Here is a 25,822-nt window from a genome sequence, read left to right on the forward strand (position 1 = left end):
CACGCAAACTTAGTTAATGCCCCTTTAAGGATTTGTGAGTCAGTATATATGTGTAAATACCCGTTGAAAACGTATACAGAACGGATAGTTCAGGTATCAGAATCAATTATTAGAAACTTTCAACACCACTGAATCATCGTTCTAACTCCAGTCAATGATCAATTATGGTGGCTGACTCTTCTAGGCTGTTTTGATCAATTTGATTTTGCCGATTTTTGAATGAGCATTTTGTAACCGATACGATACAAAAATAGGAATTACACAACAAGATGCTTCGCTTTGTAGGGGATGAGGATTTGAAACCTTAACTACCCAAACTTTTGATGTCTTGTTTGAAGATTTCATTCCCGCAGAAATGAGATTAACTCTGGTGTTGCAGCGAATTTTGGTATCAACTTGAACTTGCTAGTCATCCCAATAATTTTTTACACATGGATTACGATCAACAACTGATTAATTTAACAGAAATCTCAGCTACAGATGTTCCATCTGGAGGAGATTTTAAATATAAATGTCGTGTACAGATACTTTCTGAGCAAGGACAATCTGTTTTATCCAAGGATCTGTTTTCGCGGATGCAGCCCAGCTGGTTGTTGAATTTAACTAACTACAAAGACTGCGCGATCACCATTACACTGTGTTATCGCCAAGGCGATATGACGCAACCTTGGCAAGATGCCGGGACAGTTACCTTTGCGGCGCAAGATTTTCTGCATGGTCACAACTCAATTGAACTAGAATTTCCCATCACCACCTGGAGTCTGGCACCCTACTTAACCCTGAAAACACGGATCACCCAGACTATTGGTGAAGCAAATAGCAGCACCGTCAACTTATTAGCCAATCAGCAAAGCCATACGCGTGTTCAACTGAAACCAACCTCAACAACCGACAAAGAAGTAGAAATTCCCGCAGCTATTCCCCTGACAGCCAATGAAGAAGTCATCGTCAAGGATGTCTGGAATAAGCTACGGGCTTGGAAAGAACTGCAAATGGAAAAGTTCTTTAAACGGCTGTTGCTAGAAGAACCAGAACTAGAACATATCTTTGGTGAAGCGATCGACAGCATAACAGATTACTTTTATGAGTTATTTGATTACTGTATTCACCAACTCCAGCCCCACACCCAAAACATTATTTCTGAACCTCTCACAGGTGTGCCTTACGAAAAAGGCGATGACTTCGATACAGTAGAAGACTACGGGGCTTTGTTTGCGGATATTGGGATGCGTCCCCACCACTGGGTAAAAGCGCGACAAGTGTGGATGTGGATGTTACCCTCGATTCCTTATCTGGAAGAATACGATCGCCAAGATTTAGCTAAAGGTGTTAATTCTGCGCTTTACAAGTTTTTCAATACCCATATCATTGTCCCAATGGTAGAAGCAGTCCGTTGTTATGAAGACGCTTTACCACAAGAATTACTCCAGGAGATGACAGACACTTGGCAGATATTTAGCCAAAACAAGCAAGAAATGGGGATGGTATTTTATCAGACCTTATTTGAAAAATATCCCTTTGTGTTGCCGATTTTTGGCAGGGCAGATATTGATTACCTATCTTTGCACCTGTTTCAATCATTGGATTTTCTCATGCGTTGCTTGAAAAGCGAAACCACTGATGAACTGTTGCTGGAACTGCGATTATTAGGACAAATTCACGGCAATGTGGGAGTACCATCTTGTGCATACCCTGCCATTTCGGACACCATGTTTGTCTTATTTGAAAAGTATGTGCCGAATTTTACCCCAGAATTACGGCGGGCATGGCAGACATTGTTTAATCGCGTCACCAATGTGATGAAGTTGCCTAAGCTGAATGAAGAAAGGTTATTAAAAAAAGCCAAGCAATTTCTCGAAGTGATTGCGACTGAACAAGGTTGGGAACCAGAACATCAAAAACTACGTTGGGCAGAAATTCAAGCAGAAGTTCAAGCCACAGGTGCTTACAGTCATACCTACGAAGAACTCGCCTATGGCGCACAGTTAGCTTGGCGGAATGCTTCCAAATGTATTGGTCGGATTCAGTGGAATAATATGGTGGTGCGTGATTGCCGTCATGTTACCGACCCTGATGAAATGTTCAAAGAATTAGTCGAACATTTGCGTTTAGGGACAAATGGCGGCAATATTCAAGTGATCATGACCGCATTTCGTCCCAAACAACCGAAAGAACGTTGGGGGCCTCGCCTGTGGAATCCCCAATTACTGCGTTACGCCGCCTACGAACAACCAGATGGCAGTGTGATAGGCGATCGCGCTAACTTAGATTTAACTAAAGCAGTGATCAAACTAGGTTGGCAACCACCATCACCCCGCACCCCTTACGATATTTTACCGATAGTGATTGAAGTGCCGGGAATGGAGCCAAAGCTTTATGAATTCCCCCAAGACGAAATTTTAGAAATAGACATTGAACATCCCAGCATTAGCGAATTCAAATCTTTAGGGTTGCGCTGGTATGCCATCCCTGCCATCAGTAATTTCCGTATGGATATTGGTGGCATTACTTACGCTTGCGTCCCCTTTAATGGCTGGTACATGGGTACAGAAATCATGCGTGATTTCATGGAAGAAGGACGTTACGACAAACTCGAAGACATCGCCAAAGTACTGCAATTAGATATTAGTTCCGAGCAGACCTTGTGGCGCGATCGCGTCGCCTTAGAATTGAATATTGCTGTCCTGTACTCCTTCCAAAAAGCGAAGGTAACAATGGTAGATCATCAATCTGCCTCGCGCCAGTACCTCGCCCACGATTTGCGCGAAAAGAAAGCAGGTAGAGAGTGTCCGGCGGAATGGGGTTGGGTGATGCCACCAGCCGGCGGTAGCGCTTGTCCGGTTTGGCATCATCAAACACGGGACTTTTATTTAGAACCAGCCTATCACCATGCAGCCGATCGCTGGGCAGTAGAAGATGGGATTGACCTGGAAAAAATCACGACTTTTGCTTCTGAAGACGACAATAAGCAAGACCGCATTTTGATTTTATATGCCTCAGAAACTGGCACAGCCGAAGGTTTTGCCCGGACTGTAGCACGGCAATTAAATCGTTATCGTCCCAAGGTGATGGAACTGGATGAGTACAACCCCGACCTTTTAGCTTCGGAGAAACTACTACTAATTGTCACCTCCACCTTTGGTAATGGGGAAATGCCAGGGAACGGCAAAAAATTCTTGCATTGGTTGAAAAAGCAACCGCCTGGTTCCCTGATGAGTTTAAATTATTCTGTGTTGGGGCTGGGTAGTACCGTATACGAACACTTCTGTGCGGCAGGAATTGCGGTTGATAAAGCCTTAGCTCGCTCAGGGGCAAACTCTATCGCTCCCTTACATAAAGCTGACGAAATCAAAGGACAAGCCGACACCTTTAAACAGTGGGTGAGATTAATTAGTCGTGTTTTAGGTGAAGATGCCACAGCCGCCGATGGGACTACGGCTCATGCGCCTCAATTGCAGGTGAAAGTGTTGAATGTCGCCGAAGTTCTCAATCTTTCTTGTATTATCGGCAGTGGCGATCGCGGTATAGCCGTTCCTGTAGTTGCAAATCAAGAATTGCTGCAAGAAGTAATTCCCGGTAGCCGTTCCACCCGATTTATCAGCTTCGATATTGCTAATACCAACCTGACGTATGAAACAGGCGATCATGTGGCAGTGTATCCTTGCAACTCATCAGCATTGGTGCAGCGAATTTGCGATCGCCTGAATGTCACTCAAGACACCTACTTCAGTGCTAGTTACGTTACCGCTGATGGTCAGGAAACCGAAGACAAACCCCCAGTTGCCGTACCTACAACTGTCGGTCATGTGCTACATGAAGAGCTAGATTTAGCCTTGCGGGAACCATTCAATGATTTATTGGCATATTTACACTCCGCCACATCAAACCTCACAGAAAAACAACGCCTAGAAACTTGGTTAGAAATTCTCCGCCAAGGTGAAGACCATCCCGACAGCATCGCGCTCACCAAAAATATCACCGACAATTACATGAGCGTGGCTGACTTATTCGATGAATTCCCCGCCGCCAAAATTACCCTCGCCGCCTTACTAGAGTTACTCCCCAGACAGAAACCCCGTCTGTACTCCATTTCCTCCTGTCCCTTGCTACATCCCCAAGAAATTCAAATCACAGTGGGGGTATTGCAAATTACCACCGATGCAGGCAAAGTCCGTCAAGGGCTGTGTTCCAACTACCTAGCTGGATTGGAAGTAGGCACAACAGTAAGAATTGACGTTCGTACCTCCACCTTCCGTCCACCCAGTGATCCAGAAGCAATGATGTTGATGGTAGGCCCAGGTACTGGGGTTTCACCGTTAATTGGCTTCTTGCAATACCGACAAGCCCTGTGGCAACAAGGACAACCCTTAGCAGACGCAGCTTTATTCTTTGGTTGTCGTAATCACCAGGACTTCCTCTATCAAGAGCAATTGCAGACATGGTACAACCAGGGCGTGCTATCAGAATTAAACGTGGCTTTTTCTCGCCAAGGCGGAGAAAAAGTCTACGTTCAACATTTGATGCAGCGCAAACCCCAAGAAATCTGGCAACTGTTGAGTCATCCAAAATGCCACTATTATGTTTGTGGTGATGCCAAAATGGCCGATGATGTTTATGAAGTCATGTTAGCGATCGCCAATACTGAAGGTGGTTTATCACACCTAGAAGCTGTCCAGTTCTTTGACAAAATGAAACAGGAAAAACGCTTCACTGCCGATGTTTGGGGAATCACACTCAACTACAAACAAGCCATCAAACAAGTGCAGAAAGATAACTACTCAAAAGCCCAAAGATGGCTGGATCGTGTTAATCAATCGGCAGATGATCAGGCACAAGTTCCAGAGGTAGCAACACCATCCATTGCCTATAATATTTGAGACATGATGGGATGATGATTTACTGTTGAAAATCAGTAAAGATTAGATCCCCGATTTCTTTGAGAAATCGGGGATCTTTTATTCATGAATTACTGAGATTTTATTTATTTTTGTGATTCAGCTTCAATTTTCTGATAAATTTAATTTCAGAAAACTATCATATATTCCCTTGAGTTATCTATTAACTGTTTTTTGTTGATTGCCACAGTAATATGTAGACGTTCCAAATAAAAACTGAGGCATGGAACAAACTATATTTTTAGATTTTTTAGCCAGCCTACAAAAACTGTTCGTAGGTTACATTCCGGCTGCTGTTTTCGGTAGCTTTATTGGATATTTCATTGGCATAAATGTTACAGTGTATCAGATTTTTAGAAGAATATTTCAGATACCCAATAGCATTCCACCTTTAGCCCTACTCCCAATTGCTCTTGTCTTATTTCAAGATAGTGAACCTGCTGCGGTAACGGTGATATTTATTGCCACTCTCTGGACAATTATCATTAATGTGGCAATAGGTTTACAACATTTTCGTAGGCAAAATAATAACTTTCGGGCTGCTATATTTCATGTATTTCATGCCCTGAAAGTTGGCATTTGGGTAGCGTGGTTTACAGTTATTGCCATAGAAATGTTAATTGGCCCTAGAGGCTTAGGCTTTCTTCTCTGGGAAGCCTACAAAGCTGGTAATACTAATAACATCATTCAGTTTTTACTCTACATTGGTATTATCGGCACTTTGTTGGATCAATTTTTAGATTTTATGGGGTCTCTATTGGCACAGATGATTTCTGAGAGTAAAAAATCTACTTAACTTTTTATTTGGGTTTACGAATTGCACTTTGCCAGTTAATAGTTTGCTTTGCCGAACGTTCTCCTAATAAGCGCGTTGCTATCACTTCAATATCAACATTTGTACCAGGACGTAAGGCATCTTCTGGGATTTTTAGCTTGCCTAACGCCAAAATAAACCGATTATAGTCACGGGTGACAAAATCAGATGGAACATCACCTTCATAAACAGTTTTATAGTCAGAGAAACCGCCAAAGTTATCCCGCGCCCGGAATTTCACGCGAAATTTAGTCTGAAGCACATCAGATTTGGCTGCTAAATCGACTATTTTTAAGTTGAGGTTTTCTCCCGCATCCGCAAATTCGGCTACCGCTAACCGGGTAACATCTTGTTTGAGAATTGCGTGGTTAACGTTATAGGTTGTCAAATTATTCTCACTTTTACTGTTAGCATCAACCCACAAATCATCAGGGAAAGTAACTTCTACTTGCTTACTATCATTTAAAGTGACTGTGATAGATTGATTGCCAAAACTTTCACTTGGTTGTTTTTCCTGCCAAACAATTTGAAAAGACTCTTCCAAACGTTGTTCAAATTCGCGGTACTCATCAGCAATCATCGAACCAGGCGCAAGTAACGAAGTTGCACCTGTACGCAGGTTCCATTTATTTTTCGAGAGGATGAACTTTTGACCAGTTAATTCTGCAATGAATAATTTAATGCTAGGAGTGTCAGTTGCCAAGGGTTCTTTACCATTCACAATACTCAACACTCCTAAACGCCCGTTACTACCATCCCTACCATCGCTACCGTTGCTTCCATCCCGTCCGTTGTAACATCTATAACGCTTCTTAGTACATTTGTAATCAGAACTACCAGGAGTACCTTTGCAGGTTTCCACTTCCCAACTGCGCCTGCGACAATTGCAACCAGATGTACCATTCCCCCCACGTCCACCGCGTCCGCCTTCGCCTGGGGTAGCACGAACAAGAATTTTGCGTAAATCGGCTAAATTGTTGTAGTAAGCCGTGACAGAACCGCCATTTCCGCCATCTCCGCCTTTACCACCATTGCCACCTGCACCGCCATTAGCTGCATGAATATCACGATTTCCCTTCTCTGGTTGATAACCGCAGTCAGGGCGATAACCATGTCCACCGTCTTCGCCATCCTCTCCATCTTGACCTGATAAGTCTAAGTTGGCTGCTGAACCATCGACAAAGATGGTTTGATTTTGACCGTCGCGGCCATCTCTACCCGATCGCCCACTTGTCCCCACACTCCCATCTCTGCCATAATCTCGATTAGCGAGGTAGTTGTTATTAGCGATCACTGGACATAATACAGAACTAGATGCAGGTAACAAGCTAGTAAATAAGCAGAATGTCAGCAAAAGTGGCAGCTTACCGCTCAGACTGTTGGACATCGGCTGAAACCTAATCTTGAGTGATATTTACTGAATATGACGCTGCATCACAGGAATTTGCTCCTGATTTCTACTTATAGAATATTACAAATATGAAGTGTGAAGTATAAAGTATGAAATTAGGGAGCATCCCACTTTGTTGAATAGACTATCAATTGAAGAAAAACTCATTCTCGCCAATTATCGATGACTAAAGGGTATCTTAATGCTTGAATGTTCTGATAATGTCTAGTATTACCTGTTACTAAAACTAAGTTATTTGCGATCGCTGTAGCAGCTATTAAGACATCTGCTAATCCGATTGGTTGTCCTGATGTTTCTAAATCTGCTTGAATCAAACCTGAAAGTTCTTCACAGCTTTGGTCTAAAGGCAAGATTTCCAGTTGAGATAAATCTGTTAAAAACTCTTGAATCCGGTCATTACGATTTATTTTCCTCCATCCCTTGATAATTTCTGAAACAGTAATCACAGAAATTGTGTACTGTTGCCATATACCTTTATAACCAATGGCTTTAGCATTTATTTTAGGATTTTTTAATTTGCGAATTTCTGATAAAATATCCGTATCAATTAAAGATTTTCTCACACCTAAATTTAGTCTCTATAATTCCTATCTCTTAAAATATCTGCAACCATTTTATCAACTAATTCGGCTTCATCAGCCCATTTACCGATAAATGTATCATTAAGAATTTCTGGTTGTGTTAATTGATCAATCATTGCTTTGATTATGTCAGAAATTTCGCAATTATAGGTTTGTGCCAATTGGTTGATTTTGGTAAATGTTTCTTGATCGAGTTCTATTTCTAGTTTTTGCATAGGTAATTAAGAAGTTGGAAATTAACAGCTTATATTAATTATAAGTGAATGGATTTTGTTTACTGCCGTAACCAAGAGCGAAGCCAACGCCACAACTGACGCAACCACGCCCAACAACCACGGCGAGTAACTACAGGCATTTGTGGTTGAGAAAGACGCTCAATTGCATCGTTGCAGAGTTTCACATTAGCATTGATTCCCATTGACTGAAATAGTTCACGCGCATTGCGATAAGCGAATAGAATTCGCTACTACACAAACAAAGTCCACCTGTGTGGACTTAATAAAATAACCCGCGTAGGCGGGTTTTGCCTGCATAGCCGCGATTTCTAATCGCTGAAAAAATATGACTCTTAGTCACCCCTCGGACTGAATTCATAGTCTCATAGCGCCAGTCATCTCAAGATGACTCAACCAAAAATTTCTTCCAGTCCACTTAAGTGGACTTCGGCTATAAGCCTGGAAATTTGGTTCTAGGCGGCGGGATTTGATTGAACTGTTGCAGAGATATTGTATACAACATCTCTACAGAATTTATCGAGTGTAGCTTCTCAGAGAATTGCTATTACACCTTCTCCTTGGGAGGAGTAGCAATACCCTGTTTGAGTAGGTTTGCTTCTAGTTCTTTGATAAATTTACAGTCTTCCTCTAACAAAGGCTGACTTTCTGCACTTACTAATGGCTGCTTTTCTAAGAAACTGAATGCTTGGCGAAATTGACGGGGACTTACAGTTATAGGCGCATCAAAATGACAAGAAATAATCTGTTGAAAATCCCAAGTTGCAACTTTGTTTGCCCAGTCGAGAACTTGTTGTGGTGCTTGGGGCAGAATGAGGGTTTGCAAAATGGGGGCGACAAATGGACGACCATTAGCACTCAGGGCGTGAAATGACTGCTGCCAATTTGTTTGCCAACGAAATGGATATAAACCAAAGTAGGCTTTACGAGAATGGTCTGGGGCTTTAACTGCATCACGGAAACTTTCACCTAGTTTAGTTACTTCCAACGCACTAGGACGGAAATAAATCGCAAACAAGGAAATACGCTGCCATCCTTGACGGCGGTTTGCGGCGTTATCTTCAATGGGTTGGAGGGCGTTTTCCCTGGCGTGAAATAACAAAGGGTATGGGTCTAATTGAAAGATAGCTGGCGGGTTTTCAGGTACAGATATGATTGTATCGGCGAGGAGGAGTGTGTGCGATCGCTTATGCAAAAATGCCACTTCCACAAAAGAACCCCGCCCCAAATTGATATCTAACACCTCATACTCAAAATCATCCGCAAACGGCGCAAGACTAGCATCTTCAGGTAATACAGAAGTCCGTTGTTGCGGAAAACCTAGCCAACTCAAAGGCAAATTGAACGGAAAACTCCATTGATGGGGTGCAACAAAAACCTGTGCTTGGGGAAAACATCTCGCAAAAGGGCCGACGAAAACCTTATGTTCTAAACCAGAACTCGTTGGCAGAATAATGTACTTCACCGCACCATGTTTGCCTACCAACTCCTGCACCATACGCACACATTCAATAGTTGGTGCAACAGGCGCATAAACCAGCAAACCACCACCTGTCAGCTTAATTACAGTCATCCGTATCGGCACAATAGTATAGAGAATGCCGTGAAACTGCTCAAATGTCCAGATTGTATCTTTAACAATTTCTTGGCAAAGTGTTCGCCGTTTGTTGTAGGGATAAAGGGGAACAACAGGCCAGAACGGCCATGACCAATCTTGGGAATTCCTGCTGGGATACATAAAATCAAGTATCTCTGAGTTGACTAGAGTAAATTTTGATGAGGAAAAAAGGCTTAATACCTCATGTAAATGATAATTGTTGTAAGCTGCTGGCAAATAAATTATTTAACAGTTAATTATCGTTGTTCCAGTCAATACAGTTATATGCCTGCTAAATCTTTTCAGGAATTTAAAGTTTTAGTAAAGTTTTCAGTAGATTCTTGGCTGTTTTTGTGCAATAAGAACGGTATTTTAAGATCAAGACAGCGAAGTTTACTAGTTTTTACTTAGAGTTTTTATAAATATTTTATATAGTTTCTGTGTTTGCGCTTCATTGTTACCAAGAATGTGATTATGATTACACCAAGTTAAATATTTTAATCTATTCAAAAATCTAAATCATTTAGGAGGCGATCGCTTTTCTATGAAGAAACTTGTTCCGTCCATATTTTCGTCCGCTTTGTTGGTTAGTATAAATTTTTATCATCTTCAACCGGCAACTGCAAATCAACCCGTATCACCAGTTTATTTTGCCAACAGTTCAACTTTCAACCTCAAAGATAACAATAAAGAAAAGCCCCGCATCGCCGTCCTAGACTTTGACTATAGCAATGTTTCCGATAATTGGATTTGGTGGTGGAATACAAGTGCTAAAGGTGTCAGTGATATTTTAGTGAATAAACTATTTGAAAGTGGTAATTTTCGGGTTATTGAACGCAGTAAACTAGAGGCTATTCTTGCCGAACAAAATTTAGGTGCGTCTGGCAGAATTGATGCTAGTACCGCAGCTAAAATAGGAAAAATTTTAGGTGTTGATACAATTTTGATTGGTTCAATTACTGAATTTAATATAGAACGTGGTGGCGGAGGTGTAAGTATATTTGGAGTGGCTGTAGGTGGTGGAAAAACTAGCGCTAATGTCAAACTAAATGTTCGTTTAGTAAATACCTCTAGTGCCGAAATTATGGCAGTAGCAGAAGGAAATGGTAAGTCTAGTGATGGTGAAGGTGCTGTTAGTATACGTGGAGTTAGTGTAGATACAAGTTCACGAAAAGAAGCCAAATTATTAACTAATGCGACAGTTGCTGCTATCGACCAGGTAGTACAAAAAATTAGCAGTAACTCCCTAAACATAGCTACCGGACTAGCAACAGTACCAACAATAAATGCAGTAGTCGCTGATGTTACTGGTGGTACAATTATTTTAAATAAAGGTACAACTGATGGCTATCGTCAAGGATTGAAACTATCAATTCAAAGAGTCACTAGAGCAATCAAAGACCCAACCACAGGTAAAGTCATTCGTCAAATTACCCAAGATGTTGGCACAATTGAAATTACAGAAGCCGATCCTCAATCCAGCGTAGCTAAGATTATTTCTGGTACAGGTATGAAAGTTGGTGACGTTGCTAAACCTGTAAAATAGAGATTTAGACGGGAATTGTTAATTAGTTAGTAAAACTAGATCTACACCCATTACCTATATTCAATTAAATAGTCCTAAGTTGACAATTAAGCTAGGACTATTTACCTTTTTCCAGGTATTACAATCGGTTGAGGAATTGTTGCGAATTTATCCATTGAACCCAAGGAATAATCATCTAATTTAAAATCTGCAAATGGCTGCTTTATGAGCCTATCTCGCAACGCTTCATCTAAAACTACACCCTTGGATTTTTTCCTCACGCCAATAATCATGATACTTCTTTGATATGCGGTTATATCTTGCTTATATGGACATTTAACATCCTGAAATTGTCCAAGATTCAATAAGCGATAACCTTTAACACTAGATGTATTTTTAAATAATTTCTGAGCCAACATTTGTACTTGCTTGGCACGTTCTAGAGAGTGACGTTGTGCAACTGCCAAATTGCCTTCACAAGTTGCTGTACCCACAGAAATAATTTCTGTAGGATATTCCATAATTTTTTGGATGCCATCTTGTTCTAGGTTTAATTTTAAAAAATCAACACTGACAATTTGATCATTATGTTTAATTTGAAAATGGCTATTTAATAGCCATTTATATTCTGTTGATAAAATTGCAATACTAAATTCGGCTGTTTTACCTTGACTATCTCTGCCTTCTTGATATGCAAAGAAGTCTATTTTCCCTTTTCTATCAGGAGCTTGGCTTTGAGTAATCAAGGCAGAAACTTTAGGCGATCGCATTCCCAAAGCCATGAAACCAATTAAGCTCAATGACACCATTAATGCGGCTAATAATGCTAGTAAAGGCAATTGTTCTTGCATTTCTGTTTTAGCAATAGTTGGCAGAAATTGTCTTTTTTGAAGATTATTGATGATGTTTGAACTAACTTTCTGTTGTTCAATTTCTCCTAACTGCCGCAATATTTCCTGAGCATTTTTTGGTCTTTTATCTACATCCGTTGCCATCAACAAATCAACTAAATCTAAGAGTGCAGGTGAGACATGAGACGCAAAATTACGCCATTGTAGCCAATTTTTTCGGGCATCATACATATCTAAAGGATGCCGTCCGGTCAATAAAAATACAAAAGTGCGTCCCAAGGCAAAAAAATCTGATTGCGGTACAGATTGACCTTTCATTTGTTCCAATGCACTGTAGCCGGATGAAATAATTGATGTTATTTCACCACTATGACTAAATTGATTAAGGTACTGCTTGGCTACTTCTATAGATGTGCCAAAATCAACTAATACCAATTGCCCATTACTACGAAGTTTAATATTTGCTGGTCGAATATTTTGATGCAGATATTGCTTGTTATGTACCAAGTTTAAAATTTCTACTAATTGTTGTAACCAGGCAATAGCTTGTGTTTGAGAAATTGGACGATATTGCTGTTTATTCATCCATTGTTCTAAATCTAAGCCATCGATTTTTTCTTTGGCGGCACAGTGTAATATCAAACCATTGCGCGTTTGATATTGAAAATAACCATCAACCTTGGGGATACCTGGATGATGTAATTCTCCTAAAACAGTAGCTTCTTGTTGAAAAATTTTGATCGCAGCTGCATCAGTAGACAAATCCTCTCCCAGCACCTTGAGGATTTTAGGCATATCTTTTGTGTATGCTTCATATACTTTGCTAAAGCCAGTTTTGTCACTCAACAAGCGAATGACGCGGTAACGCCCCGGTAATTCCAACGGAGAACCACAACTTTGACAGAAGCGGTGTTTATCGTTATCTTGATTGTTCGGTTTGGGACAAACTGGATTTATACAAAGGCTCATGGTAAGGCAAACGGCAAAAGTCAAAAGTCAAAAGTCAAAAGTCAAAAGTCCAGAAATTTTTGACAAATGACTAATGACAAATGACGAATTACTCATTTACACTCTGCTAAAAAAGCCGCCACAGTCCGGTTAAATGAGTCAGGTTCAGTCAGAAAAGGCCAATGATTTCCTGGAACTTGACACAAGCGTAAGTTTTTCAGATTGGTTTTGTAGGGTTTTAATTGCCATTCTTGGCGGTTGAGACCTTTATCTGACTTGATAAATAAGGCGGGTGTATCGATGGGGCTAATAAAGCCCGGTACGCGCATCACATCTTCAAAAATTCCATCACGGGCGGCTATGGTGAACTTACTACCCCAGCTACCATCAGGTTTTTGTTCTATTCCTGCTTGAAATACTTGCTGTTGCAGTTCATTCCAGCCTTGATATTGGTTTAATTGTTGGGCTAGTTGTTCAGCTTCTGCATAACTAGCAAATGGCCCCATACCTTTGAGAAAAGATAAAAAGCGGTACAACACAGGAAATGTCGCCTTGAAGAATTGGGGCATTTTCCAGATGAAAATCGGGTCAACAAGCACCATACTTCGCACCCGTTGGGGATTTTTCTTAGCCCAGATAACAGCTAATTTACCAGTCCAGGAATGACTCACAACATGGGCAGAAGACCATCCTAATTTATCCATGAGAGTTTCGAGGTCGGCGATCGCACTTTCAAAGCTATAATCTTTCTCTGGTTTGCTGCTTTCACCATGACCCCGCATATCTGGCGCAACTATATGGTAATCTGCTGCTAAATATGTTCCCAAGCTAGACCAAACCAGCGCATGGTCGCCTAGTCCATGTAATAACAGCAAAGGTTCTTGACCTTGATTCCACTCTAAATACGAAAGTTGAATATCAGATTTAACTAAGGTTTGCCGTATCGGGATCATTTCTATGTAACTTTGGAGAAGATGGCTTTGCGCTTATATCGTACTGCGAAAGCCGGCGTTGCATAAATGTGGGATGAAATTATAAAATTCTAATTTTCAAACTCTTGCTCTTTGCGCCTTTGCGGCTTTGCGTGAGACAAAAATCATCCCCTCAATCAGCAACGCCCGAAAGCCTTTATCTACCAAGGGTAATTATTGATGGTTGCGTAAACTATGCTCGTTGCAAGCATCAAACTTTATCATCTACACGGAGTGATAAATTGCTTGTATAACTTTATATAACGTTTTTTACAACTTACCACTGATAATTGCTTGCTATGTCATAATAGAAAGTGAGAGTTAATTCGGCGACCGCGTTTGTTTTTATTATTGACAGGCTTTTTCCTTTTGGTATCTACAGACTTTTCTCCGAAACCTAAATCTCCACACACTTATGATTTCGGAGACAATCTATGTCAGTTTATGTAGGCAATCTTTCTTATGAAGTTACAGAAGATAGTCTGAGTGCAGTTTTTGCAGAATATGGTTCAGTAAAACGCATTCAGTTACCTACTGACCGTGAAACAGGTCGGATGCGTGGTTTTGGATTTGTGGAAATGGGTACAGATGCTGAAGAAACATCTGCCATTGAAGCTCTTGATGGTGCTGAATGGATGGGACGTGATCTCAAAGTGAATAAGGCTAAACCAAAAGAAGATAGAGGTTCATTTGGTGGTAATCGTGGAAGCTACGGCGCACGGAACCGCTACTAAGTTTTATAGATTTAGCTCTTGAAGCTAACCCATTAATCCAGAACACGAATTGCATTTATTATCGGCTTAGGCAGAAATGCTTGAGCCTTTTTAATACAAAATCAGGACTGGACAATCAGTTAAAATCGAATTTCTGGAGTTCTCTATGTCAAACTCAACCCCTCCCGTTGAGCCTGCTATTTTAATCACCATTATTGGTGAAACAGTACTCAAAGACCGGATTGTTAAGCTGCTAAAAAACCATAATGTCAGCGGCTATACAATTAATCAAGTGCAGGGTGAAGGCGGTCACGGAAGACGCTTGGCAGACCTAGCCGGCTACAACACTAATATTGAAATCAAGACAATAGTTTCATTAGAAGCATCAAATGCCATTCTGTCTGCACTCAAAGAAGAACAAGGTAAGCACGCTTTAATTGCTTTTCGCCAGAATATAGAAGCCTTTTATTGATTAAATTTCCGCAGGTATTCCTGATAAATATGTAGTCTTATTCAACTGCTGAAAGTGCTATGTAATTAACAATTTTGATATGACTAGCTTTAATATTAGATAGCTTAATGTCATACTCAGTAGCATTACAGAATCATGTTCTCCCTAACAAGTAATTGCAAGGTGTATCAAGTATGGAAACTACTGCAAATATAATTCCTGAATTTGAAAAATTATTTAGACAAAAATTACAACTAAATAATTGTAAGCTGAGAAAAAAAAGGCAAGAGAATAATTATGAAATTATTACTCCTGCTAAAGACATTTTTTTGATGTACTGGAGTGAATTCCCAGAAGTTAAGTTGATATATCAGGCTGTAGGAGTACGCACACAGCAAACCGTAGTTTATGAGCGGGCTATTCGCTCTCATATTGATTTTTGTTTAAATAGCATTAAAGAGATTATGATAACTGTTGCCAAATAATGGCAATTTCCATTCATAAGTAAGTAACAGCGCTCTATGCTTGCTGCATATAGAGCGCTGTTTATAGTTTTATGCAGGCATGATTTGCACAATCAATGAGCGTTTATCCAGCGACTGGACTTTGCCAACTTCACCCAGATCAGTGACAATGCGATCTAGCATATCTCCAGCCTGCTGGCGATATTGATTTTCTCGACCCCGTAAACGAATAGCGAATTTGACTGAATCGCCTTTACTCAACCACTGAAGTGCTTGATTAATACGCAAATTATAGTCACCCGCACCGACATTAGGACGGAACCGAACTTCTTTTACAGTAGGTCTAGCACTTGAACCCTGGCGTTTCTTCTTTTGATACTGAAGCTTGCCATAATTGAGAATCTTTGCTACTGGAATGTCTTCGTTTTGGGAGACTACAACCAAGTCAAGCTCAACGCTCTGAGCTATGTTTAGAGCTTCGTAGGTGTCTATCAAACCACGATTATTATTTTCATGGTCAATCAAGAAGACTTGAGGTGACTTGATTTGCGAGTTAATTAGCTGCTTTTGGACTACGATAATTTTTTCCTCTCAATTATTCAACACTTTGCATTGCAAGTATTACTAAGGTAACACAGTACTATCTCTCCTTCTTCAGCCCTCTGGCAGAAAATTTTGAGTTTTTGTTACCTAACCTGAAATGCTGAAAGTACTCTCATTATTTTGAGTACTGTTCAATATATTCTAATTTTAATCTCGAAATTGTGTAGATCGAAGCGTTATTTATTAATTTTTAATGACCATAGCAGGGAACGGAAAACGGGGTTAAAATCCTTATACAAAAAGGATTTTGCAGTCAATTAAGTAGAAGGCTTAAATAATTCACGCTATGTCATTGCGTAGGAGTTAGCTTGCCCAAAAGGGATGAAACTATGTGGAATGTAGACGCGAAGAGACTTCGCAAGGATTAGTCCGATTTTACATTTTGTTACATAGTTAGGTTTATTCTCAATAACTTAACTTATGTCTCTTGTTCAAGCGTATGGTTAATATTTCTTCAGAGTTTATTTATAGTTTATAAACAAATTAAACTATTGACATAGTAAGCTTAGAATATTTAAGTTATGGTTTTTTGCGGTGATAGACTTCTAGCTCTTCTGGTGTAGGCAAGATGCCTACACCAGAAGAATGATATTCATGAACTATTTTAGCCTTGAGCCGCGACTACTCATCTTCATCTCCTGGAGGTCTTTCACTACGACTTTGTTGGGCATTCCACTCCAAAACGATGCGCTCTAACATCTCAATTTGTGTACATTCGTTAACAGCAGCATACATCTTGATCAACTCTCTGACTTCAAGACTAAGGTGACTTATCGCTAGTTCTTTATCTTTTGCCATATTTATTAGCTGTGGTTGTGGTTAAGCCTCAAATTAATTACTAACCTGAAAATAGATAAGGCAGAACAAGCTCTAGAATAATATGTCAAAAACTGACTTAATTACCGTAAGTTATCTGTGTTGAGTTCTTCATTAACATCTACAGTTCCTGAACTATTCACATCAATTCTTAATGCTTCTTTGGTAAAGTACTTCAAAGTTGAAGCTAAAGCTAATTGAGAAGCTACTTGATACGCCAGTTCTTTAGGGATTTCTTGTTGTTGATTTAACAATTCGACAAAGCTTTCAAAATCACGCATTACGCAATACCTGTGTAACGCAGCTTTTTTATCTATCAGATTAAACTTTTCATCAATTTTCTCTTTAGCTTCTTTCTCGGCTTCAGAAATCGAATTGACAAATCCACTGTTATGGCATAGTTCGCCAGAAATTTTGTAGTAGTAAGCTTTTTTACTTAATGATTCCTCTTCAATACAGATTGAATGAAATTTGTACTCAATTTTGTACTTATTAGATTCCATAAATATATGACATCACATAATTAACTAACAATTAGTTTGGATTTAAGGTGAAATCCTGTTAATACTAAAAAAATCATGAATTAGTTATACTCTTATCTTCTACTTTAACACGATATTCAAAAACTTTATAGAATATCTTAACTAAAATATGAGTGGAGATATGTATTTGATAAATTTTCTCCAGTACAACTTAACTTAATGATTTCTTTCTTTGTGAGTTTTTGTAACTACTATCTCACTGCTGAATTCGCCAGATTTTGATACTTCTATCACTACTACCACTGACTAAAGTTTGCGAATCTGGACTAAAAACTACAGAATAAACAGTAGTAGTGTGACCTGTAAGTGTCCGAATTAAGCCACCATCATTTAAATTCCAGAGTTTAATTGTAGTGTCACCGCTACCACTAGCTAAAGTCTTGCCATCAGGACTAATTGCTACAGAAAATACCTCTGCGTTGTGACCTGTCAGTGTTCTAATTAATTCGCCTGTTGCTAAATTCCAAATTTTAATTGTTTTATCATTACTACTACTTACTAAAGTCTCTCTATCAGGATTAATAGCCAGAGCAATAACCGCATCATCATGAGCTTTGATTGTCCGAATTAATTCACCTGTTGCCAAATTCCAGATTTTAATTGTTTTATCATTACTACCGCTGACTAATGTTTGACTATCAGGACTAATTGCTAATGACATTACAGAACTTAAATGGCTGGTGAGTGTTTTAACTAACTGTCCTGTTTTTAAATTCCAAATTTTGATGGTTTTATCGCCACTACCACTTGCTAAAGTTTGTCCATTTGGGCTAATAGCAATTGACCAAACTGCACCTTCATGTCTCTTCAGAGTATGAATTAATGTCCCAGTTTTTAAATTCCAAATTTTGATGGTTTGGTCATTACTACTACTAACCAAAATCTGATTATCTGGGCTAATAGCCACTGCAATCACTCCACTATCATGACCAGATATTGTCCGAATTAAACTGCCATCTGCTAAGTTCCAAATTATAATGGTTTTGTCACTACTACCACTGACTAAAGTTTTACCATTTTGACTTATGGAAAGAGTTTTAACGTAATGTGAGTGAGATTTTAGAGTGTTGTCTATTTGCAGATGTTCTAATTGATTTTTATGGATAAATGGAAATGGCAGTCTAGGCAATTGATATAACCCATAACTTAATACTACTGCCGTAATAAGTAGAGTACCAGCAGTTATTACTCTCGGAAATTTAGAAGAAATGTGGGTGGGTTTGAGTGTTGTTGTCTGTTCTAGTTGTTGCAGTTGTTGCAAAAGTATTTCAGGAGTTTGTGGTCTATCTGCGGCTTTTCTTGCCATCAAATTATCTAAAAAATCAGCAAATTTTGGGGAGACATTTGCTGCCGATCGCCAGTTTAAAACATCATCACGAGCATTGTAAAATCGTAGTGGATATTGTGCTGTTAATAAATAAACAAAAGTCCGTCCTAGGGAGAAAAAATCTGATTGCGGTACAGCTTGACCGCAAGCTTGTTCTGTTGCGGTATACCCGGCTGAAAATACGGCTGTAATTTGGTTCCCTGCTCCTAGTTTAGCTAAATAAGTATGAGTGGCATCTCTCGCGGTGCCAAAATCAATTAACACTAACTGCCCATTATTTCGCAACATGATATTAGCTGGTTTAATATCACGATGAAACCATCCTTGGCTATGGACTATGTTCAAGATTTCTGCTAATTGCTTTAACCAAGAGATCGCTTGTTTTTCAGAAATCGGCTGATGGCTTTGTTGTTGTAGCCATTCTTCTAAATTGACACCATCAATTTTCTCCATAACTAAACAATGCAGCTTGAATCCATTGCTAGTTTGATATTGAAAATAACCGTCAACTTGGGGAATTCCCGGATGATTTAATTGACTCAAGACATTTGCTTCTTTCTGAAAGAGTTCCACCGCCTTGGGGTGGTTGTTGAGTTGTTCTTTCAGTACTTTGAGAATTTTGGGCGTACTCCTGGTGTAGACTTCATAGATTTTACCAAAGCTGGTTTTATCACTTAACAGGCGCATGACCCGATAGCGTTCTTCTAGAAGTAGTTGGGAACCACAACTTTGACAGAAGCGGTGATTATCATTCTCCGGGTTTTCTGGATTAGGGCAAAAGGGGTTGATGCACAGGCTCATATCAAGCTACAGGCAGAATGTATCCGTAGTATACGTTGTGTTGAGTGAAGAGTTCTTCTCTTTATTGACTTATCACCCCAACTCGGTGTTTCTACGCTATAAATAAAAGTAATGGGGACTAAGAAAGTAAGAAACACTCTGCAACAATCTCTGTCTGTCTTTCGCTACAGTGGACGGGCGATAAATTTAGTGTGGACGACCAGCCGTGGTTTGACGATTATTTTGGCGACGTTAACTTTAGTGGCGGGACTTTTACCAGCTGCGATCGCCTACATTGGTAAACTGATTGTAGATGCTGTGTTATTGGCGGCGCAAGGTAATGTAGTCACTGGTTATCACCCTTTATGGTATGTTGGCTTAGAAGCGATCGCAGTTATTTTATTAGCCGGTAGTCAGCGCGGTTTGCTTGTTTGTCAATCTTTACTGCGAGTTTTACTTGGTCAACGGGTAAATATTCTCATTCTCGAAAAAGCCCTCACCTTAGAACTGCAACAGTTTGAAGACTCAGAATTTTACGACAAATTAACCAATGCTAGGCGCGAAGCCTCAGTCCGTCCCCTTTCTCTCGTCAACCGCACATTTGGCTTAGTCCAGAACGCCTTGTCTCTTATTACCTACGGTGTATTGTTAGTCAAATTTTCCATTTGGGCGGTGATAGTTTTAATCGTAGCAGCCATGCCTGCATTCATTGCTGAAACTAGATTTGCAGGTGAAGCCTTTCGCTTATTTAGTTGGCGTGCGCCAGAAACTCGTCAACAACACTATATTGAAAATCTCTTAGCACGGGAAGATTTTGCAACAGAAATCAAACTCTACCAGCTAGGAGAGATGCTGTTAGAACGTTACCGTGAGGTTTTTCGCCAACTCTACGGCGAAGACCGAGATTTAACTTTGCGGCGCGGACTTTGGGGATATCTTTTAAGTTTAGTCAGTACCATTGCTTTTTATATTGCCTACGCTTGGATTGTCATAGAAGCAGTTGTGGGTAAAATTTCTTTAGGCGATATGACAATGTATCTCACCGTGTTTCGTCAAGGACAGGCGACTTTTTCTAACGCCCTGACTTCCATTGGTGGGATGTACGAAGATAACTTATATTTATCTAATCTCTACGACTTCTTAGAAGAAAAAGTCACCAAGCCTTGGGGTTATGCGACTCAAGGTTTATCTCCCCAAGATGGCATTCGTTTTGAGAATGTATCCTTTATTTATCCAGGTAGTAATAAACTAGCTTTAAAAAATATCTCCCTACATTTAAAACCTGGGGAAAAACTAGCAATTGTTGGTGAAAATGGTTCTGGTAAAACTACTTTAATTAAACTCCTGACTCGACTTTATACACCCGACTCCGGGCGGATTTTATTAGATGGTTTGGACTTACAAGAATGGGATGTTGATATATTGCGGCGACGCATTGGTGTAATTTTTCAAAACTTTGTACGTTACCAATTCACAGTGGGTGAAAATATTGGCGTTGGTGATGTGAAAAATCTTGAAGATAAACATCGCTGGCAAATTGCAGCCCAAAAAGGTTTAGCTCAATCTTTTATTGAAAAATTGCCGCAAAGCTTTCAAACTCAACTCGGTCGCTGGTTCAAAGGTGGACAAGAATTATCTGGCGGACAGTGGCAAAAAATAGCCCTTGCCCGTGCTTTTATGCGTACGCAAGCAGATATTTTAGTTCTTGATGAGCCAACCTCTGCGATTGATGCTCAAGCTGAATTTGAAATTTTTAATCATTTTCGCACTCTTACTCAAAATCAGATGGTGTTTTTGATTTCTCACCGTTTTTCTACTGTGAGAATGGCTGACAACATTGTTGTGATTGACAATGGGGAAGTCAAGGAACAAGGAACTCATGAAGAGTTGCTAGAAATTAGGGGAATTTATGCCAAGTTGTTTTTGTTGCAAGCAGCAGGTTATCAGTAGATTTATAACAGTTTAGGTAAACCCTAGTTTTAGTTACGACGGTCAAGATTTACGTCTATTTACTTATATTAAGTATGTAGATTTCATAAATAAAATACAAAGAAATATCAAAATATATACTAAATTTAGTTATTTCTGCTTAAATCAGAATAATTAAATGTTGTTTCCATGCAGCAACAACAGGGTTAATACTGAATCGCATTAAGTTCGGTAAGCATCTTTAAATTACGGGTTTTTCAAAGTTTTATCTTTGCAATCAATTGCAAAGATTAGTTAAGCAATAAGACGAGTTATTCTATGATGAACAATGCTTTTAAGAAAGTTGTAGGAGCAGCAACATTAATTACTCTTGCAGTTACTATGATGCCAGATGCTGCACAAGCACAAAGATTTCGTTATTCTGGACGTTCCATTAACGGACAAGTCATTGATTTTGATATAAACACCACAGTTACTGAACAATCGCCTGGTTTAGGTAATGACAATTTAGGATATTTTCCAGGAGCAATTCAAGATTTTAATATTGCATTGCCTAGTTCTGATATAAGTAATTTAGCTATTTGTGGTCAAGATACTTGCCCATTAGGAGATTTAACTATTAGCAGATTGACTACTGAAGCTGACGGTACTACTGTCAGTAATCTCAATATTGATGGTGGCTCAACAGTTACATTAAATAGCTTACAGAATTTCTTCTTTGATGGTGGAATCAATTTTTTGGGCAATGTATTGAGGTATGATCTTAGCTTTTTGGGAGGAGCAACTAGTAATCAGCCTGACGTAGTTTGGTTTATTCAGTCTGACGATTCTAGGCTGATTAATAATTTAACAGGTTTAGGTGAAGTTAATAGAATTATCGGATTCTTTCCTAGTCAGGCTAGTAGCGGGGGAACATTTTCTTTTGACCTGCAAAACAGTAGTCAACCAGTTCCTGAACCATCTACTGTTGCAGCTAGTTTACTGAGTGTAGGCGCTTTGGGGATGCGATCGCTACTGCAACACCGCAAACGCTTGAAAAAAGTGTCCTAACTTTTAACTATTCATCAACAACTAGATACCCGACTTCTTCAAAAAGTCGGGTATCTGAGCCTCTCAATTTTTATGTAATTAAGGTGCGATCGCCGTGGTAAAGGTAAACTATCTGATGCGATTCTGGAGATGGAATTGCACGGCAATATTGTGGTTGTTAGCTTGTAACCAAGCCGTTGCAGACATCATTCCCGATAACACCCTCCCTGTAAATACCACTGTCAGCAACTCTGGTAATATCAGAATGATTGAGGGCGGTACGCTTAGAGATACAAACCTATTCCACAGCTTTCAAGAATTTTCCTTCTCTGTCAATACAGCGGCGACTACAGGCGATACTGCCTTTTTCAACAATAATTCGGCAGTCATAAACATCTTTGCACGGGTAACAGGTGGTTCAATTTCTAATATAGATGGCATCATTAGAGCTAACGGCACGGCTAATCTATTTTTAATTAATCCTAGTGGAATTGTTTTTGGCCCCAATGCCAGCTTAAATGTTGGTGGTTCCTTTATTGCCAGTACTGCCAATAGTATTAAGTTTGCTGATGGTAAAGAATTTAGTGCTACAAACCATACTCCTGACCCATTATTAACAGTCAGCATTCCTATAGGTTTAAACTTTAGTTCTACTGTTGGTAGAATAGTTAATCAGTCCCAAGCCAGCCCAAACGGAGAAATGACTGATGCTGATCCTTCTAACCCTATTGGTTTAAAAGCTCCTATTGGTAAAACCTTGGCATTGATAGGAGGTGATGTAGGGATAGAAGGGGGAAATCTGACAACAACAGCAGGCCGAATTGAACTGGGTAGCGTTGGTACAGGTTTAGTCAAACTAACAGAAATTGAGAAAGGTTATGCCTTTGATTATTCCGGTGTACAAGATTTTCGAGATATTCAAGTTTCTCAATTTGCGATTATTTATGGCAGTGGTAATGATGGTAGCGATATCCATTTCCAAGGTAGAAATGTTAACTTGACCGATAGTTCTTTAGTATTTATTAATAGCTTTGAGCGAGGCAGACAAGATAATTTGTCAATCAATGCCAAAAATTTAACTATAGATAGTGGAGCATTTCTCGGAACTTTTGCTCTGGGTGACGGGAATGCTGGGAATATATTGGTAAAGGCTTCAGAGTTGGTGGAATTAGCAGGTACAACCCCAGACGGTTTTATTCCTAGTGGTATAGGTTCTCAAGTCATAGAATTAGCTACAGGTAACGCTGGCAACATAAAAATTGAAACTAAACAATTACTAATTCGAGATGGTGCAACTGTAGATTCTTCTACTTTTGGGTTAGGTAACGCAGGAAACATCAATGTCAAAGCCTCAGATTTTATAGAACTGCGTGGAGGTAGCCAAGATGGTCAAATTGCTAGTGGTATTGTTACTCAAGTTGTTCAAGATGCCGTAGAAAACCCTGGTAATGCGGGAGCTTTAACCATTGAAACTCAAAAACTTACGATTACGGGTGGCGCACAAATAGCCACAACTGCTCGCAATAGCGGTAATGGCGGCAATATCACGATTCACGCTACAGATAAAATTCTGGTTAGTGGAGCGTCTTCTCAAGCTACTGGTTCATCCTTCGATAGTTATAGAAGTGGAATTTTTGTCGGTTCTGATCCAGGTGCTACAGGCGATGTCGGCAATTTGGATATTACAACTGGATTGCTGACTGTGGAAAATGGAGCCAGAATCTCCGCTGCTAATTTTGGTTCTAGTCAAGTAGGTGGTAATGCTACTTTCACTCTGAGACAGTTGGTAGTGCAGAATGGCGGAGAAATTCGTTCTGCTTCTTTTGGGGAAGGGGCTGGTGGAACCTTGAATATCAACGCTACTGATTCTGTAGAGGTTGTGGGTGCAGCTAATATTGGTGGTGAAAGTGTCATAAGTACTTTGTTTACCGATGCTCAAGCCTCTGGGAAAGCTGGTAATTTAATTATTAATAGCGATCACTTGTCGGTACGAGATGGCGCAGAATTATCAGTAAGTAGTGAAGGCTCTGGACAAGCCGGTAATTTGGATATCACGGCGCGGATTGTCCAATTAGATAATCAAGCCAAGTTAATTGCTGAAACTGCTTCTGGTGATGGTGGTAATATCACACTCACCTTAGATGAGGTACTCCTACTACGCCGCCAGAGTTTAATCTCCACCACAGCAGGAACTCTACCTGCTGGTGGTAATGGTGGCATCATTAATATCAAAGCTCCATTTATTGTGGCTATCTCCTCAGAAAATAGCGACATCAAAGCTAATGCTTTTACAGGTAATGGTGGTCAAGTTAATATTACTACCCAAGGCATCTTTGGTATTCAACCCCGACAATTTCCAACACCCGAAAGTGACATTACCGCCAGTTCGACTTTTGGTGTGAATGGAGTTATTAACATCAACAACCCCGATGTTGACCCGACTCAAGGTCTAACTACTTTACCTCAAACTGTAGTAGATGTTTCCCAATTAATCGCTCAAGGTTGTGGCACACAAACAGAACAAGTAGCCAACCAATTCACCGTAGCTGGACGTGGTGGCTTACCTCCAAGTCCCAATGACCAACTCGATAGTGATGCAGTATGGTCAGATACGCGCCGCACTGTAGCCGCAAAGCCACAATATCAATCAAAAATTCCTGCTGTGCAAGTATCCAAAACACTTAATAGTCTTTTTCTAGTTCCTGCATCTGGTTGGGTCTTTAACAACAAAGGCGAAGTTACACTTGTTGCTCAGGGCGCTAATTCTGTCCGTGAAAATTTAGGCGTTACCTCTACGGTTTGCCATAGTCGCTAAATAATGATTAAATTCAACTTGCATTAATTAGTGAAGAATCAAAAATGATGAAAAATTGATTTGTCAAAGCTATTTGCATTATCTAATTACAATCTAGAAATATCAATTTGATTTCTCAACTAGTGGTGACGGGAGGGCATAGGAATATTATATTTGCTTGGGATGCGGTGAACTTGGTTATCAAAAGATTAAATCAAGTTAATGGTTGGTTATTATTTTTTACATTCACTGGTAGCATGAAATGATTTGATGATAAATAGTCAACATAATTTCCTCTAGAATTTCAAGCGATCGCTCTTTATTTTTATCAAACAATTTGTATAAAAATATTGAACCATAACATTTACATTTTGTTAGTAGCAGTTGCCTAAAAATTTTGCACTTTACCAAAAAAAAGCCCCCCGGTAGTTAGCCGAGGGATTCTGCAAGTCGGTAATTGTCGCACAAAGACATTCGCGGATATCACCATACCAACTTAGACTTGAGGAAATCTGCCAAAATGCCAAATTATGCAATTTTCGGTTCTT

General features: G+C 39.7%; 20 protein-coding genes. 9 read left to right on the forward strand and 11 right to left on the reverse strand.

The window, feature by feature from the left end; translation table 11 throughout:
• Nucleotides 1-431 precede the first annotated feature (431 nt).
• Both NOS7107_RS19070 and NOS7107_RS19075 read left to right on the forward strand, forming a co-directional pair.
• Entirely contained in the window at nucleotides 432-4,877 is a 4,446-nt protein-coding gene (locus NOS7107_RS19070) for a nitric oxide synthase oxygenase (protein WP_015114580.1), read from the forward strand.
• A gap of 241 nt (nucleotides 4,878-5,118) precedes the next feature.
• A complete protein-coding gene (locus NOS7107_RS19075; RefSeq protein ID WP_015114581.1) occupies nucleotides 5,119-5,691 on the forward strand; it encodes a binding-protein-dependent transport system inner membrane protein in 573 nt (190 codons plus the stop codon).
• Nucleotides 5,692-5,695: 4 nt separating this feature from the next.
• Here NOS7107_RS19075 and NOS7107_RS19080 read toward each other — a convergent pair whose 3' ends face one another.
• From NOS7107_RS19080 to NOS7107_RS19095, 5 genes are all read right to left on the reverse strand, one after another.
• Complete coding sequence (locus NOS7107_RS19080) at nucleotides 5,696-7,096, reverse strand: hypothetical protein (RefSeq protein ID WP_015114582.1); 1,401 nt, start codon at nucleotides 7,094-7,096, stop codon at nucleotides 5,696-5,698.
• A 167-nt stretch (nucleotides 7,097-7,263) separates the two neighbouring features.
• Complete coding sequence (locus tag NOS7107_RS19085; protein ID WP_015114583.1) at nucleotides 7,264-7,683, reverse strand: PIN domain-containing protein; 420 nt, start codon at nucleotides 7,681-7,683, stop codon at nucleotides 7,264-7,266.
• Between the two features lie 8 nt (nucleotides 7,684-7,691).
• The gene (locus NOS7107_RS19090; RefSeq protein ID WP_015114584.1) at nucleotides 7,692-7,916 is read right to left on the reverse strand and encodes a hypothetical protein; all 225 of its coding nucleotides are present in this window, start codon (nucleotides 7,914-7,916) and stop codon (nucleotides 7,692-7,694) included.
• Between the two features lie 59 nt (nucleotides 7,917-7,975).
• Entirely contained in the window at nucleotides 7,976-8,119 is a 144-nt protein-coding gene (locus NOS7107_RS28680) for a hypothetical protein (RefSeq protein WP_157374090.1), read from the reverse strand.
• A gap of 362 nt (nucleotides 8,120-8,481) precedes the next feature.
• Nucleotides 8,482-9,672 (reverse strand): DUF4336 domain-containing protein, encoded by a 1,191-nt coding sequence (locus tag NOS7107_RS19095; RefSeq protein WP_015114585.1) that lies wholly within the window; start codon nucleotides 9,670-9,672, stop codon nucleotides 8,482-8,484.
• Nucleotides 9,673-10,075: 403 nt separating this feature from the next.
• Here NOS7107_RS19095 and NOS7107_RS19100 point away from each other — a divergent pair, with 403 nt between their 5' ends.
• Nucleotides 10,076-11,077: a CsgG/HfaB family protein gene (locus tag NOS7107_RS19100; protein WP_015114586.1), complete on the forward strand. Its 1,002-nt coding sequence runs from the start codon at nucleotides 10,076-10,078 to the stop codon at nucleotides 11,075-11,077.
• Between the two features lie 101 nt (nucleotides 11,078-11,178).
• Here NOS7107_RS19100 and NOS7107_RS19105 read toward each other — a convergent pair whose 3' ends face one another.
• Together NOS7107_RS19105 and NOS7107_RS19110 are read right to left on the reverse strand one after the other, a co-directional pair.
• Nucleotides 11,179-12,876 carry a serine/threonine-protein kinase gene (locus tag NOS7107_RS19105; RefSeq protein ID WP_015114587.1) on the reverse strand — a complete coding sequence of 566 codons (1,698 nt, stop codon included), beginning with the start codon at nucleotides 12,874-12,876 and terminating at the stop codon, nucleotides 11,179-11,181.
• 92 nt (nucleotides 12,877-12,968) lie between these two features.
• Complete coding sequence (locus NOS7107_RS19110; protein ID WP_015114588.1) at nucleotides 12,969-13,808, reverse strand: alpha/beta fold hydrolase; 840 nt, start codon at nucleotides 13,806-13,808, stop codon at nucleotides 12,969-12,971.
• Nucleotides 13,809-14,260: 452 nt separating this feature from the next.
• Here NOS7107_RS19110 and NOS7107_RS19115 point away from each other — a divergent pair, with 452 nt between their 5' ends.
• The 3 genes from NOS7107_RS19115 to NOS7107_RS19125 all read left to right on the forward strand — a co-directional run bounded on the left by NOS7107_RS19115 (nucleotide 14,261) and on the right by NOS7107_RS19125 (nucleotide 15,475).
• Nucleotides 14,261-14,560 (forward strand): RNA-binding protein, encoded by a 300-nt coding sequence (locus NOS7107_RS19115; protein ID WP_015114589.1) that lies wholly within the window; start codon nucleotides 14,261-14,263, stop codon nucleotides 14,558-14,560.
• A 145-nt stretch (nucleotides 14,561-14,705) separates the two neighbouring features.
• The gene (locus tag NOS7107_RS19120) at nucleotides 14,706-15,011 is read left to right on the forward strand and encodes a hypothetical protein (RefSeq protein WP_015114590.1); all 306 of its coding nucleotides are present in this window, start codon (nucleotides 14,706-14,708) and stop codon (nucleotides 15,009-15,011) included.
• A 173-nt stretch (nucleotides 15,012-15,184) separates the two neighbouring features.
• On the forward strand, nucleotides 15,185-15,475 hold the full coding sequence (locus NOS7107_RS19125) for a hypothetical protein (protein ID WP_015114591.1): 291 nt from the start codon (nucleotides 15,185-15,187) through the stop codon (nucleotides 15,473-15,475).
• 69 nt (nucleotides 15,476-15,544) lie between these two features.
• Here NOS7107_RS19125 and infC read toward each other — a convergent pair whose 3' ends face one another.
• The 4 genes from infC to NOS7107_RS19140 form a co-directional block, all read right to left on the reverse strand.
• Nucleotides 15,545-16,036: a translation initiation factor IF-3 gene (gene infC / locus NOS7107_RS19130; RefSeq protein ID WP_083889725.1), complete on the reverse strand. Its 492-nt coding sequence runs from the start codon at nucleotides 16,034-16,036 to the stop codon at nucleotides 15,545-15,547.
• A gap of 642 nt (nucleotides 16,037-16,678) precedes the next feature.
• Nucleotides 16,679-16,855, reverse strand: coding sequence for a hypothetical protein (locus NOS7107_RS28685; RefSeq protein WP_015114593.1), 177 nt, complete (start codon nucleotides 16,853-16,855; stop codon nucleotides 16,679-16,681).
• 101 nt (nucleotides 16,856-16,956) lie between these two features.
• A complete protein-coding gene (locus NOS7107_RS19135; protein WP_015114594.1) occupies nucleotides 16,957-17,376 on the reverse strand; it encodes a hypothetical protein in 420 nt (139 codons plus the stop codon).
• A gap of 235 nt (nucleotides 17,377-17,611) precedes the next feature.
• A complete protein-coding gene (locus tag NOS7107_RS19140) occupies nucleotides 17,612-19,543 on the reverse strand; it encodes a serine/threonine-protein kinase (RefSeq protein WP_015114595.1) in 1,932 nt (643 codons plus the stop codon).
• A 111-nt stretch (nucleotides 19,544-19,654) separates the two neighbouring features.
• On the opposite strand from NOS7107_RS19140, the gene NOS7107_RS19145 reads away from it, so the two are divergent.
• From NOS7107_RS19145 to NOS7107_RS19155, 3 genes are all read left to right on the forward strand, one after another.
• Nucleotides 19,655-21,472, forward strand: coding sequence for an ABC transporter ATP-binding protein (locus tag NOS7107_RS19145; RefSeq protein WP_015114596.1), 1,818 nt, complete (start codon nucleotides 19,655-19,657; stop codon nucleotides 21,470-21,472).
• 297 nt (nucleotides 21,473-21,769) lie between these two features.
• Nucleotides 21,770-22,501 carry a hypothetical protein gene (locus NOS7107_RS19150; protein ID WP_015114597.1) on the forward strand — a complete coding sequence of 244 codons (732 nt, stop codon included), beginning with the start codon at nucleotides 21,770-21,772 and terminating at the stop codon, nucleotides 22,499-22,501.
• A gap of 115 nt (nucleotides 22,502-22,616) precedes the next feature.
• Nucleotides 22,617-25,295 (forward strand): S-layer family protein, encoded by a 2,679-nt coding sequence (locus tag NOS7107_RS19155; protein ID WP_015114598.1) that lies wholly within the window; start codon nucleotides 22,617-22,619, stop codon nucleotides 25,293-25,295.
• Nucleotides 25,296-25,822 lie beyond the last annotated feature (527 nt).

Origin of the sequence: Nostoc sp. PCC 7107, assembly GCF_000316625.1 — a bacterium.
Classification (GTDB): domain Bacteria; phylum Cyanobacteriota; class Cyanobacteriia; order Cyanobacteriales; family Nostocaceae; genus Nostoc_B.